Source organism: Novosphingobium sp. KCTC 2891 (genome assembly GCF_025938155.1).
GTDB lineage: Bacteria > Pseudomonadota > Alphaproteobacteria > Sphingomonadales > Sphingomonadaceae > Novosphingobium.
This window is the reverse complement of the sequence record NZ_JAPCZG010000002.1, coordinates 140,141-152,835: the sequence shown is the minus strand read 5'-3', so window position 1 is coordinate 152,835 and position 12,695 is coordinate 140,141. Positions and strand designations below refer to the sequence as shown.

Annotated in this window: 10 protein-coding genes; 7 read left to right on the top strand and 3 right to left on the bottom strand. The window is 68.4% G+C overall.

Annotation, left to right across the window (positions count from 1 at the left end):
• Window positions 1–24: 24 nt before the first annotated feature.
• Both OLX02_RS04370 and OLX02_RS04365 read right to left on the bottom strand, forming a co-directional pair.
• A complete protein-coding gene (locus OLX02_RS04370; protein WP_264420553.1) occupies window positions 25–2,289 on the bottom strand; it encodes an NADP-dependent malic enzyme in 2,265 nt (754 codons plus the stop codon).
• A gap of 151 nt (window positions 2,290–2,440) precedes the next feature.
• Window positions 2,441–4,078: a hypothetical protein gene (locus tag OLX02_RS04365; protein ID WP_264420551.1), complete on the bottom strand. Its 1,638-nt coding sequence runs from the start codon at window positions 4,076–4,078 to the stop codon at window positions 2,441–2,443.
• Between the two features lie 108 nt (window positions 4,079–4,186).
• Between OLX02_RS04365 and mutS the strand changes: the two genes are divergently transcribed.
• Window positions 4,187–6,769: a DNA mismatch repair protein MutS gene (gene mutS / locus OLX02_RS04360; protein WP_264420550.1), complete on the top strand. Its 2,583-nt coding sequence runs from the start codon at window positions 4,187–4,189 to the stop codon at window positions 6,767–6,769.
• Window positions 6,766–7,740, top strand: a complete 975-nt coding sequence (locus tag OLX02_RS04355) for a hypothetical protein (RefSeq protein ID WP_264420549.1) — start codon at window positions 6,766–6,768, stop codon at window positions 7,738–7,740. Before mutS ends, OLX02_RS04355 begins: the two co-directional genes overlap by 4 nt.
• On the opposite strand, the gene OLX02_RS04350 is transcribed toward OLX02_RS04355, so the two are convergent.
• A complete protein-coding gene (locus tag OLX02_RS04350) occupies window positions 7,730–8,986 on the bottom strand; it encodes a NupC/NupG family nucleoside CNT transporter (RefSeq protein WP_264420547.1) in 1,257 nt (418 codons plus the stop codon). The two genes, OLX02_RS04355 and OLX02_RS04350, sit on opposite strands and share 11 nt — an antisense overlap.
• Window positions 8,987–9,111: 125 nt before the next feature.
• On the opposite strand from OLX02_RS04350, the gene OLX02_RS04345 reads away from it, so the two are divergent.
• From OLX02_RS04345 to folD, 5 genes are all read left to right on the top strand, one after another.
• Complete coding sequence (locus OLX02_RS04345) at window positions 9,112–9,798, top strand: queuosine precursor transporter (protein ID WP_264420546.1); 687 nt, start codon at window positions 9,112–9,114, stop codon at window positions 9,796–9,798.
• Window positions 9,799–9,849: 51 nt separating this feature from the next.
• Window positions 9,850–10,776: an acetylglutamate kinase gene (argB, locus tag OLX02_RS04340; RefSeq protein ID WP_264420544.1), complete on the top strand. Its 927-nt coding sequence runs from the start codon at window positions 9,850–9,852 to the stop codon at window positions 10,774–10,776.
• Between the two features lie 10 nt (window positions 10,777–10,786).
• Window positions 10,787–11,371 (top strand): hypothetical protein, encoded by a 585-nt coding sequence (locus tag OLX02_RS04335; RefSeq protein WP_264420542.1) that lies wholly within the window; start codon window positions 10,787–10,789, stop codon window positions 11,369–11,371.
• 72 nt (window positions 11,372–11,443) lie between these two features.
• A complete protein-coding gene (locus OLX02_RS04330) occupies window positions 11,444–11,737 on the top strand; it encodes a YggT family protein (protein ID WP_264420540.1) in 294 nt (97 codons plus the stop codon).
• Window positions 11,738–11,748: 11 nt separating this feature from the next.
• The gene (gene folD / locus OLX02_RS04325; RefSeq protein ID WP_264420539.1) at window positions 11,749–12,642 is read left to right on the top strand and encodes a bifunctional methylenetetrahydrofolate dehydrogenase/methenyltetrahydrofolate cyclohydrolase FolD; all 894 of its coding nucleotides are present in this window, start codon (window positions 11,749–11,751) and stop codon (window positions 12,640–12,642) included.
• The last annotated feature ends 53 nt before the right edge of the window (window positions 12,643–12,695 follow it).

Sequence of the window (12,695 nt, the reverse complement as noted above, 5' to 3'; positions counted from 1 at the left end):
CGTTTCAGCGCCGTTCGGGCAGGCTCACCCCGCCACGCCCGCTGCCGCCAGCACGGCCAGCGTCAGGATATCGGGCGCGATCGCGGTCATCGGGGCGACCTGCACCGGCTTTTCCATGCCGATCAGCATCGGGCCGATTACCGCGTTGCCAGCCAGTTCGCGCAGCAGCTTGGCCGAGATGTTGGCCGATTGCAGGCCGGGCATGATCAGCACGTTGGCCGGACCCGAAAGGCGGCAGAACGGATAGTTCGCCATGACCTTGGGATTGAGCGCGGCGTCGGGCGCCATTTCGCCCTCGTATTCGAAGCCGGGGTTCCTGGCGTCGAGGATGGCGACCGCCTCGCGGATGTTGTCCAGCCACTTGCCCGACGGGTTGCCGAACGTTGAGTACGACAGGAACGCGACCCGCGGTTCGTGGCCCATGCGCTTGGCGACCGCAGCGGTCTCGATCGCGATGTGGGCAAGGTCTTCGGCGCCGGGACGCTCGTTGACGGTCGTGTCCGCCAGGAACACGGTGTAGTTCTTCGCCACCATCATGTGGATGCCGAAGGGCAGGTGGCCGGGCTTGGGGTCAAGCACCTGCCGCACTTCCTTCATCGTCTGCGAGAAGGTGCGCGTCATGCCCGAGATCATCGCATCGCCATGGCCGAGCGCGACCAGCAGCGAGGCGAACACGTTGCGGTCCTGGTTGACCATCCGCTTCACGTCGCGCTCCAGGAAGCCGCGGCGCTGGAGGCGGTTGTAGAGGTAATCGACCATTTCGGGGACGAGCGGCGACACGGCCGAGTTGTGGATCTCGTAGCTTTGCGGGTCGGACACGCCGAGTTCGACCAGCTTGTCGAGCACCGGCTGGGTGCGGCCGACCAGCACCGGGGTGCCATAGCCGAAATCGCGGAACTGGATCGCGGCGCGCAGCACCACTTCGTTCTCCGCCTCGGCGAAGACGACGCGCTTGGGGTTTTCCTGAACGCGCTCATAGACGTTGGTCAGCGCGGCGGAGGTCGGGTTGAGCCGCGCCTTGAGGCTGTTGCGATAGGCGGCGAAGTCCTCGATCGGCTTCTGCGCCACGCCGGTTTCCATTGCCGCCTTGGCGACGGCGGAGGAAACGATTTCCATCAGGCGCGGGTCGAACGGCGCGGGGATGATGTAGTCGACGCCGAACTGGTGGTTCTTGCCATAGGCGGCGGCGACTTCCTCGGGCACGGATTCGCGCGCCAGTTCCGCGATGGCGCGGGCGGCGGCGATCTTCATCTCCTCGTTGATCGCGGTGGCCCGCACGTCGAGCGCGCCGCGGAAGATGAAGGGGAAGCCGAGCACGTTGTTGACCTGGTTCGGATAGTCCGAACGGCCGGTGGCGACGATGCAATCGGGGCGCGCGGCCTTGGCTTCGGGCGGGGTGATCTCCGGGTCCGGGTTGGCCATGGCGAAGATGATCGGCTGGGGCGCCATCTTGCGCACCCAGTCCGGCTTCAGCGCGCCGGCGGCCGATAGGCCGAGGAAGATGTCGGCGCCGTCCAGCGCCTCTTCCAGCGAGCGGGCGGGAGTGTCCACCGCGTGCGCGCTCTTCCACTGGTCCATGCCGCCTTCGCGGCCGCGATAGATCACGCCCGAACGGTCGCACATGATCACGTTGTCATGGCGCACGCCCATGGCCTTGATCAGCTCGGTGCAGGCGATGGCCGCGGCGCCCGCGCCGTTGACCACCACTTTGACGTCCTTCAGCTCGCGGCCGGTCAGGAAGCAGGCGTTGAGCAGGCCGGCGGCGGAAATGATCGCGGTGCCGTGCTGGTCGTCGTGCATCACCGGGATCTTGAGGCGCTCCTTCAGCGCCTGTTCGATGATGAAGCACTCGGGGGCCTTGATGTCCTCAAGGTTGATGCCGCCGAAGCTGGGTTCCATCAGCGCGACCGCGTCGATGAAGGCCTGCGGGTCTTCGGTCGCCAGTTCGATGTCGATCGAATCGACGTCGGCGAAGCGCTTGAACAGCACCGCCTTGCCTTCCATCACTGGCTTGGAGGCTAGCGCGCCCAGATTGCCCATGCCAAGGATGGCGGTGCCGTTGGAGATCACCGCGACGAGGTTGCCCTTGGCGGTGTAGTCATAGGCGGCGGCGGGATCGTCGGCGATGGCACGGACCGGAACCGCGACGCCCGGCGAATAGGCCAGGCTGAGATCGCGCTGCGTCGCCATCGGCTTCGATGCGATGATCTCGATCTTACCGGGGCGGATCGTGTTGTGGTAGAAAAGCGCCTCGCGCTCGGTGAAGCGGACGTTGCTTTCCTCGGACATTTCGGTCCCCCCAGATGTTTGTCGATGTTGTCGGTGTCGGCCCGGCACTGTCCGACCTTGGCCGCTGCGTCAAGGCACGGATGTTGCGCTATTTCCGACGGCGCGCTTGCGAAAATCGCAAGCGTCATGCGATCGTCTAACGCGCCGCGCTTCAGAAATCCTTGGGCTTCCACGTGGGGAAGCCAAGCGGGCGGACCTTGAACAGCATGCTGCGCCCTTCCTGCCAGACGAGCTGGAGCCGGGGGTCGGGGCGGAGCGGCAGTCCGGTGTCGATCAGCCAGACATAGTCCACGCGTTCGATCGGGGCGAAGCGCAGCGCGTTGTCGACATTGCGCAGCCGGCCGCTCTTGCACTTGCGCGACCAGACGAATTCCGAAGGATCGGCCGCGAAATTGCGTCCGGGGCGGAAGCGCGGGATCACCATGTGCAGGCCGGGCACCGCCCAGTTGTCGTTCACCCAGGCCTGCCGGTAGAGGCTGGCGAGGCTGGCCAGATGGTCGCGGCGGGTGTTGCGCCACGATTCCTCAAGGCACGAATGCTCGACGAAGGCGAGCACGCGGCTGCCGGGCTCTACATGGTGCAGGGCGGACAGTTGCTTGCGGTAATCGTCGGCATAGTCGGCGAAGCTGGAGCCGGTGACGACCAGCCGCACCGCGAGCAGCAGCATCCCGGCCACGGCCACGATCCGCGCCCGTCGTTCGCCCGCACCGCTCCAGTCCTGAAGGCCGAGCGCAAGCATCGCGGCGACGGGCAGCAGGCGCACGTCGACGAAGGCGCTGCCGTTGATGTCGCTCGGAATGGCGAGGAACAGCAGGAACACGAGCAGGCCGGGCAGGCCCAGCTGCCATTTCCAGCGCGCGCCGAGCAGCCAGCCGAACAGGATCAGGGCAAAGCACGAGAAGGTCGTCGCGCTGTCCAGCAGCAGCGACTGGTCGCGCAGCGTCAGGATCAGGTACCAGGCCTTCTGGTCCCAGCGCCAGCGGTTGAGGCTGCGCACCGGCTCGGGCGAAAGGTACTTCCACAGCAGGATCGTCACCACGGTGGCGAGCAGTGGCCAGCACAGCACGAACAGGCGCCGCGCGATTTCCTTCCATTCCAGCTCGCGCCCCAGCGTGCGGAACACCGAGGGGCGCCACCAGCCGCGCGGCAGGCGGTCCATCTCGCGGCCCACGGCATTGGCGCCGATCAGCAGCGCCAGCAGCATTCCGCCGATGGCATGGCACAGCATCGCCACCGGCTGCGCCGCGATCAGCAGCGCGGCCCGCTTTTTAGGCTGGCGTTCGAGCCAGACCGCGGCGGCGAAGGCCGACAGCGACAGCCCGGTGGCCAGGATGTAGTTGAGGAAGCCGGTCAGCAGCGGAAAACTGAACACGAACATCAGCGCCCAGGCGGCCCCGTGGCCGCCGCGCGGATTGAGCATCCGGATCGTGGCGAGGCAGCCGCCCGCGAACAGGCCGGTCGCCAGCACCGTGCTCCACCATCCGGCGGCAAGAATGCCGAATTCGGCGCCGAGCAGCTTCATCAGCACGCCGCCGCCGATGTTCAGGGTGAACACCCACTTCCACGAAAAATACTTTTCGAGCGGATTGCCCGGCCCGGCGGCCTCGATCGCGGCTGCGCCCATGTGGCCCGGCACGTCGATCAGGGGCGGCACCTCGACCAGCGCGAACGGCAGGCACACCAGCAGAACGAGCAGCAGAATGCCCGGCGCGCTGAGCCATGGCAGGGCTCCCGCGCGTTCCCACAATGTCTTGAGGCCAAACGGCCAATCTTTGTCGCGGACCTGCATCAGCCCCTGTGCGCTCGCCGGAATTGTCGATATCCGGCATCGGTGGTTTGAGAAACTCGCGCGGCTGGTCTAGCCACCACCGCCGTGACTCCCCATGCCCCAACTCCGATGATGGCGCAATATCTTGCGCTCAAAGAGCAGGCCGCCGACTGCCTGTTGTTCTACCGTATGGGGGACTTCTTCGAGCTGTTCTTCGACGACGCGAAGGTGGCCGCGCAAGTGCTCGACATCGCGCTGACCAGCCGGGGCGAGCATCACGGCGTGCCGATCCCGATGTGCGGCGTGCCCGCCCATTCGGCCGAGGGATACCTCGCGCGCCTGATCAAGGCTGGCTGCCGCGTGGCCATCGCGGAACAGGTCGAATCGCCCGAGGAAGCCCGTAAACGCGGCGGTTCCAAGACACTCGTCGCGCGCGACATCGTCCGTTTCGTCACCGCCGGGACGCTTACCGAGGAAGCCCTGCTCGAACCGCGCCGGGCCAATGTGCTGGCGGCGGTGTGCAGCTTGCGCGGTGCGGTGGGCATCGCCGCCTGCGATATTTCGACCGGCCGGATGGAGCTGGAGGAATGCAGCGCCGAAGGCATGGGCGCCGCGCTGGCCCGGCTGGGCGCGAGCGAGATCGTCGCCCCCGAGGACTGGCCCGAAGGCGCGGGTGCGGCGCCGCAGGGCGTCGTTGCGCGCCCGGCGCGCGGGTTCGATTCGGCGCGCGGCGAATCGCGGCTGAAGGACATTCACGGCGTTTCCACGCTCGACGGGTTCGGCCAGTTCAGCCGCGCGATGCTGGCTGCGGCGGGCGGGCTGGTCGATTATCTCGACCATGTCGGGCGCGGACGCCTGCCGTTGCTGCTGCCGCCGGTCGCGCGTGAGGCGCATGGCCACATGGCGATGGACGAGGCCACCCGCGCCAGCCTCGAAATCCTCTCCAGCACCCTGGGCGCGCGCAAGGGCAGCCTGTTCGAGGCGGTCGACCGCTGCGTGACCGGTGCCGGCGCGCGCCTTCTGGCCGAAGACTTGTCGGCGCCGCTCACCGACCTTGGCGGCATCCGCAGCCGGCTCGAACTGGTCAGCTGGCTGCACGACGATCCGCTGCTGCGCGGCGACGTGCGCGCGATCCTGCGCGCCGCGCCCGACGTGGGCCGCGCGCTCGGCCGCGTGGTCGCGGGCCGCGGGTCGCCGCGCGATCTCGGCCAGTTGCGCGATGGCCTGTCCGAAGCCCGCCGCTTGCGCGAAGTGCTGGCGGAGCGTGGGGACCGGCCCGCGCTGGCCGATGCGCTGCTGCCGGCGCTGGGCGGGCACGGTGCGCTGGTCGATCTCTATGCCCGCGCGCTGGTGCCCGCGCCGCCGACCGAGCGGGCGCAGGGCGGGTTCATTGCCGAAGGTTATGACGCCGCGCTCGACGAGCTGCGCCGCGCCGCCGGCAATTCGCGCCGCGCCATCGCCGCGCTGGAGGCGAAATACCGCGACGAGACCGGCGTTCCCGCGCTCAAGATCCGCCACAACGGCGTGCTGGGCTATTTCATCGAAGTGCCGGCGAAGCACGCCGACCGGCTGATGCAGCCCGATTCGGGCTTTACCCACCGCCAGACCATGGCCGGCGCGGTGCGCTTCAATGCGCTGGCGCTGCACGAAGAGGCGAGCCGCATCGCCGAATCGGGCGGGCACGCGCTCGCCGCGGAGGAAGCGCATTTCGAGGATCTGGTGGGGCAGGCCGTGGCGCGCCGAGAGGAGATCGCCCGGACCGCCGCCGCGCTCGCCCGGCTCGATGTCGCCGCCGGGCAGGCGGAGCGCGCGGCCGAGGGCGGCTGGACGTTGCCGCGCGTGGTGGACGAGGCGTGCATGACCATCACCGGCGGCCGCCATCCGGTGGTGGAGGCCGCACTGGCCGCCAAGGGCGAGCGCTTCGTCGCCAACGACTGCCGCCTCGCGCCGGAGGACCGGCTGTGGCTGGTGGGCGGGCCGAACATGGGCGGCAAGTCCACTTTCCTGCGCCAGAATGCGCTGATCGTGCTGCTGGCCCAGGCGGGGGGCTTCGTGCCGGCGGAAGCGGCGACGATCGGGCTGGTCGATCGCCTGTTCAGCCGTGTCGGCGCGTCGGACAACCTGGCGCGCGGGCGCTCGACTTTCATGGTCGAGATGGTGGAGACGGCGGCGATTCTTTCACAGGCGACCGAGCGCAGCTTCGTCATCCTTGATGAGGTCGGGCGCGGCACGTCCACGTATGACGGCCTCGCGCTCGCCTGGGCGGTGGCCGAGGCGGTGCACGAGGCGAACCGCTGCCGCTGCCTGTTCGCCACGCACTATCACGAACTGGCCCGGCTGGCGGAAACCTGCCCCGCGCTATCGCTCCATCACGTCCGCGCTCGCGAATGGAAGGGTGATCTGGTGCTGCTGCACGAGCTGGCCGAAGGTCCGGCGGACAAGAGCTACGGCCTCGCCGTCGCGCGGCTGGCCGGGGTGCCCGCACCTGTGGTCAAGCGCGCCAAGGCGGTGCTCGACAAGCTGGAAAAGGGCCGCGTGGCCACCGGCGGGCTGGCCGCAGGGCTGGGCGACCTGCCGCTGTTCGCTGCCGCGCTGGATGCGGCGGAGGAAAAGGTCGATGCCCTGCGCGACAAGCTCAACGCGGTCGATATCGATTCGCTCTCGCCGCGCGCCGCGCTCGACCTGCTTTATGAACTGAAGCGCGAGGTATGAGCAAAGCGGGGCGCTGGTGCCGGGGGGCCATCGCGGTCCTGCTTCTCGCGCAGGCATGGCCCGCAGCGGCGGCCGCGCCGGTTCGCCGCGATGACCGCGAACTCTATCGCGCCGTGGTGGAGCGCGTCCGCGCGGGCGAGGGATATTATACGGTGGCGGCGGCGGAGCAGCGCGCGCGCAACTATCCGCTGCGCCCCGCGCTGGCGATGCGCCCGCCCACGCTGGCCTGGGCGCTGGCGCTGCTGCCATCGACCATCGCGCGGGTAGCGATGCTGTGGGCCGGACTGTTCGCCGTGCTGGTGTGCTGGCGCAATGCGCTGAACGATCGTCCGAAATGGGAAGCGTTGCTGCTTTCGCTGCTGGCGCTCGCCGGGTTTTTCGGCGCCTTCTTTCCCAAGTCCGTCTATCTGCACGAGCAATGGTCGAGCGCGCTCGTGCTCGCCGCGCTGGCGGCGCACCGGCGGCCCGCGCTGATGGTCGCGCTGGCCTTCGCGGCGGTGCTTGTGCGGGAAACCGCGATTGCGTGGCTGGGGGCGATCGTGCTGGTCGCGCTGTGGCAGCGAGATGTGCGCAAGGCGGTGCTGGCCGGCGGCGCGGTGGTGCTGGCAGCAGGGTTGTGGCTGCTCCACGCGCAGGAAGTCGCGGCGGTGGGCCGTGCGGGCGATCTCGCCTCGCAGGGGTGGGTACGCTTCCACGGTTTGCCGATGGCGATCGATGCGCTTCGCCGCAACCTGCTGCTCTATCCGCTGCCGGGGTGGCTGATGCTCGGGGCGGCCGCCGCCTCGCTGGGGGCAATGCTGCGCTGGGGCGGCGAGGCGGAGCGGATCGCGGCGGTGGGCTGCACCGGCTTCCTGCTCGCGCTGACCGTGCTGGGCCGGTCGGACAACGCCTATTGGGGCTTCATGGTCGCCCCGTTCGTGCTGCTGGGCCTACCCTTGTTGGCGCGGCAGGTAGTCCTTCTCAGACGCTGAGGAACAGGCCCGCCAGCGCCGCGCTCATCAGGTTGGAAAGCGCGCCCGCCACCAGTGCGCGCAGGCCCAGCCGGGCGATCACCGGGCGCTGGTTGGGCGCCAGGCCGCCGGTCACCGCCATCTGGATGGCGATCGAGCTGAAATTGGCGAAGCCGCACAGCGCGAAAGTAACGATCGCCACCGTGTGCGGCGAAAGCCCCTGTGCCGCGCCAAGGTCGATGAAGGCGACGAATTCGTTGAGCACCAGCTTCGTGCCGAACAGCCCGCCCGCCTGCATGGCTTCTGCCCAGTCGGGCGCGCCCAGCAGCAGGAACACGGGCGCGAAGACATGGCCCAGCACTTGCTGGAACGACAGCTCGGGATGGCCCAGCAAACCGCCCAGCCAGCCGAAGATGCCGTTGGCGAGCGCGACCAGCGCGACGAAGGCCAGCACCATCGCGCCGACCGCGACCGCCAGCCTCACACCGGTCTGCGCGCCCTGGCTCGCCGCCATGATGATGTTGGCGGGGCGCTCCTCGTCGGTGGGCATCGCGCCGTGCAGCGGGTGCGGATCGGGCAGCGCCTCCTCGCCGATGGCGGGCGGGGCGGGCGGCTCGTCAGGCATGACGATCTTGGCCATCAGCACGCCGCCGGGGGCGGACATGAACGCGGCGGCGACAAGGTAGTCGATGCGGATGCCCATCGCGGCATAGGCCGCCAGGATCGTGCCTGCCACCCCGGCCATGCCCACGGTCATCACGCAGAACAGCTGCGACGGCGTCAGCGCGGCCAGGTAGGGCCGGATCACCAGTGGTGCCTCGCTCTGTCCCACGAAGATGTTCGAAGCCGCGCACAGCGCCTCCACCTTGCTGATCCCGGTCAGCTTCTCCAGCCCGCCGCCGATCCAGCGGATCACCAGCTGCATCACGCCCACGTAATAGAGGATCGAGATCAGCGCGGCGAAGAACACGATCGTCGGCAGCGCCGAAATGGCGAAGCTGTGCCCGCCGATTTCGGGCGCGGCGAGCGGACCGAACAGGAAAGCGACGCCCGCGCGGGCGAAGCCTAGCAGGCTTTCCACCCCGCGCGCCGCACCTTGCAGCGCTGCATTGCCAGGCGGGAAATAGAGCACCAGCGCGGCAAGGCCCGCCTGCAGCGCGAAGGCCGGCGCCACCACCCGCAGCCGGATGGCGCGGCGGTTGGACGAAAGCAGGAACGCGGCGAACAGGATGAGCGCCATCCCGACGAGACTGTAGATCACGCGCATCGGGGGCGGACGGCCTTTCGCGTTGAAGCCATGGGGAGGCAACTGGTTGCAAAGGCTCCTAAACGGGATTTGGCGGGGGGTCAAAATCCCGCTATCGGGCGCCGATGAAGGACATCGCTTCTACCATGCCTCCTGCCGGCCTGCTGGTGCCGCGCTCGCTGTTCGCGTTTTCGCTGCTCTATGGCGGGCTGGTGGTGCTGGCGGGCGTACTCGGGACCAAGATCGCCAGCCTCGGCCACTGGCCGCTGCTGGGCGACCTCGCGGTCGAATCGGGGATCTTCGCGTTCCTGCTGCTGGTGGTGCTGGCCAGCGCGGTGGCCGAGCTGTTCGGGCAGGATGTGGCCAACCGGCTGGTCCGGCTGGGCTTCGTGCCGCTGATCCTCTCGATGTGCCTGCTGACGCTGGTGATCCATGTCGTTCCGCCCGCCCCGTTCTGGAGCGATCAGGACGCCTTTGCCCGCCTGCTGGGCCAAGGCGCGAGGATGCAGTTCGCCGGGCTGATCTCCTACGGCACCTCGCAGACGCTCAACGTCTACGTGTTTTCGCGGCTGGCGGGCGGGCGCGGACGGCAATTGCTGGTGCGCGCGTGGGTGGCCAGCCTGCTCAGCCAGGTGGTCGATACGCTGATCTTCATCACCATATCGTTCTGGGGCGTGACCGACGCCGCGGGGGTGCCGCTGCCGCTGGCGCAGATGATGGAAGGCCAGATCATCGCCAAGCTGGTGCTCTCCACGATCATGGTCCCGCCGCTGATCTGGCTCTTCGTGCGACTGGGCCGCAGGCTCGACCGTCCGCACGCTTTGGCCGCCTGAATCACGAATCCGCTTTAATTTCGCCGCAGCCGGGGTAATGCCGCGCGCATTATGGCCACGAACATCGACCACACCGACGCCTATCGCCAGTCCATGCTCGACAAGGCGGAAACGCTTGTCGAGGCGCTGCCCTATCTGCAGCGATACGCGGGGCGCACGTTCGTGGTGAAATACGGCGGCCACGCGATGGGCGATCCGGAGCTTGCCGAGGACTTTGCGCAGGACATCGTTCTGCTCAAGGGGCTGGGCATCAACCCGGTGGTCGTCCACGGCGGCGGTCCGCAGATCGGCCGGATGCTGAAGGCGCTGGGCATCGAATCGCGCTTCGTCGACGGACTGCGCGTGACCGACAAGCAGACCGCGCAGGTGGCCGAGATGGTCCTCGCCGGCGCGATCAACAAGGAACTGGTCGGCTGGATCGCCCAGGCCGGCGGCAAGGCGATCGGCATTTCGGGCAAGGATGGCGGCATGGTCATCGCCCGCAAGGTGCAGGCCAAGGCGCCCAAGGCGATTGCGGATGACGAAAGCGGTGAACCGCTGGTGGTCGATCTGGGCTTCGTGGGCGAACCCGCGCGGATCGATACCACGGTGATCGACACCATCTGCGCCGCCGGCATGATCCCGGTGATCGCGCCGATCGGCGTGGGCGAGGACGGCGAGACCTACAACATCAACGCCGATACCATGGCCGGCAGCATCGCCGCAGCGCTGGGCGCGGCGCGCCTGTTCCTTCTGACCGACGTGCCGGGCGTGCTGGACAAGGACAAGAACCTGCTCACCGACCTGACGCCGGTCGACATTGCCGGGCTGGCCGAGGACGGCACGATCAAGGGCGGCATGATTCCCAAGCTGGAAACCTGCGTTCACGCGGTGGAAGCCGGGTGCGAGGCGGCCGTCGTGCTCGACGGGCGCGTGCCCCATGCCATGCTGCTCGAAATTTTCACCTCGCGCGGTGCGGGCACCTTGATCCGACTGTGATCTTCCCTTGATGGGAACCGAAGCGGGCGCCGCGCGTCGCTGGCGCATGATCCGCGCATCCCTCGCCGCTGCCTTTGCATCGGCCATCGCCATCAATCTTGCCGGCTGCGACCGCGCGCCCCCTGTTGCCGCCCCGTCGGAAAGCGCGGCGCCGGTCGTCCCTGCGCTGGCTTCTCCGCCCGCCGATCTTGCCGCGCCCTCTCCCGAACCGACCCCCACGGCCGAGATCAGCACCCCCGGCGTGCCCTCCGCTTCGCGCGATCCGGGCGAGGTGCTGGCGGCGTGGGCCAAGGCCGTCGAGATGCGCGACTGGGCGACCGTGCGCGCCTATTGGGGCGACAAGGGCGCGCGCAGCGGCCTGTCGGACAAGGATTTCGCGGCGAAGTGGTCCAGCCTGCTCGATCCGCGCGTGACGATCGGCAAGGGCGAACAGGAAGGTGCTGCCGGCTCGCTCTACTATACCGCGCCGGTGCGGATCATCGACGGACCGCGCACGGTGCGGGGACAGATCGTGCTGCGCCGGGCCAACGACGTGGACGGCGCCACCGACGAACAGCTGCGCTGGCACATCGAAAGCACCACGCTTGAGCCTTGAGCCTGCGGCTCCGGTTGCCCTCCACCGCCGCTCTCGGCTAAGGCGCCCCGGAACCCGCGCGAGAGGACGGCCATGCTGCTCTATACCCTTGTCCAGATGATCGATTATCTGGTGAACATCGTCAGCATGGTGGTGATCGTGCAGTTCGTGCTCGGCCTGCTGATCGCGTTCAACGTCGTCAACATGCAGAACAATGCGGTCGCCGCGATCTGGAAGGCGCTCAACGCCATCCTCGAACCGCTGCTCGCGCCGATCCGCCGGATGATGCCCGATACCGGGCAGATCGATTTCTCGCCGATGGTGCTGATCGTGCTGCTCAACCTGCTGTCGATCCTGCTGCGCGGCGTGGCCGCGTCCGGCTACTGAGGGGAAACGCCATGACTGCAGCCGTGATCGACGGAAAGGCCTTCGCCGCCACCCTGCGCGCCCGCGTGGGCGATCTTGCCCGCGCGTTCGAGGACAAGGCCGGCCGCAAGGCGGGCCTCGCGGTGGTGCTGGTGGGCGAGGACCCGGCCAGCCAGGTCTATGTCCGCTCCAAGGGCAAGAGCACGCTGGAGGCCGGCATGGCCAGCTTCGAGCACAAGCTGCCCGCGGACACCGCCGAGGCCGACCTGCTGGCCGTGGTCGAGAAGCTCAACGCCGATCCCGCAGTGGACGGCATCCTCGTCCAGCTGCCGCTGCCCCGGCATATGGACGAGCAGAAGGTCATTGCCGCCATCGCGCCGGACAAGGACGTGGACGGCTTCCACGTCATCAATGCAGGCCGCCTCGCGGTGGGCCAGCCCGGCTTCGTGCCCTGCACCCCGCTGGGTTGCCTGATGCTGCTGAAGGACAAGCTGGGCAGCCTGTCGGGCCTCGATGCGGTTGTCATCGGCCGCTCGAACATCGTCGGCAAGCCGATGGCGCAGTTGCTGCTGGCGGAAAGCTGCACCGTGACCATCGCGCACAGCCGCACGAAGGACCTGCCCGAGGTGGTTCGCCGCGCCGACATCGTCGTGGCTGCGGTCGGCCGTCCGGAAATGGTGAAGGCTGACTGGATCAAGCCCGGCGCCACCGTGATCGACGTGGGTATCAACCGCGTGCCGGCGGCGGAGGAAGGCAAGACGCGGCTTGTGGGCGATGTTGACTACGCCGGCGTCTCGCAGGTCGCGGGCGCGATCACCCCGGTGCCCGGCGGTGTCGGCCCGATGACCATTGCCGTTCTGCTGCGCAACACGCTCGTGGCCGCGCACCGCAATGCCGGGCTGGAGCTTTCCGCCGACGCGATCTGAGCGAAGGGGCAGCCAAGGTTTCCAACCGGCGACGGTTGCAGTAGAAACCTTGC

Bases quoted from the DNA above. Each gene is read 5' to 3' on its own strand.
- OLX02_RS04370 (WP_264420553.1), bottom strand. From the start codon at position 2,289: ATGTCCGAGGAAAGCAACGTCCGCTTCACCGAGCGCGAGGCGCTTTTC.
- OLX02_RS04365 (WP_264420551.1), bottom strand. From the start codon at position 4,078: ATGCAGGTCCGCGACAAAGATTGGCCGTTTGGCCTCAAGACATTGTGG.
- mutS (WP_264420550.1), top strand. From the start codon at position 4,187: ATGATGGCGCAATATCTTGCGCTCAAAGAGCAGGCCGCCGACTGCCTG.
- OLX02_RS04355 (WP_264420549.1), top strand. From the start codon at position 6,766: ATGAGCAAAGCGGGGCGCTGGTGCCGGGGGGCCATCGCGGTCCTGCTT.
- OLX02_RS04350 (WP_264420547.1), bottom strand. From the start codon at position 8,986: ATGCGCGTGATCTACAGTCTCGTCGGGATGGCGCTCATCCTGTTCGCC.
- OLX02_RS04345 (WP_264420546.1), top strand. From the start codon at position 9,112: ATGCCTCCTGCCGGCCTGCTGGTGCCGCGCTCGCTGTTCGCGTTTTCG.
- argB (WP_264420544.1), top strand. From the start codon at position 9,850: ATGGCCACGAACATCGACCACACCGACGCCTATCGCCAGTCCATGCTC.
- OLX02_RS04335 (WP_264420542.1), top strand. From the start codon at position 10,787: ATGGGAACCGAAGCGGGCGCCGCGCGTCGCTGGCGCATGATCCGCGCA.
- OLX02_RS04330 (WP_264420540.1), top strand. From the start codon at position 11,444: ATGCTGCTCTATACCCTTGTCCAGATGATCGATTATCTGGTGAACATC.
- folD (WP_264420539.1), top strand. From the start codon at position 11,749: ATGACTGCAGCCGTGATCGACGGAAAGGCCTTCGCCGCCACCCTGCGC.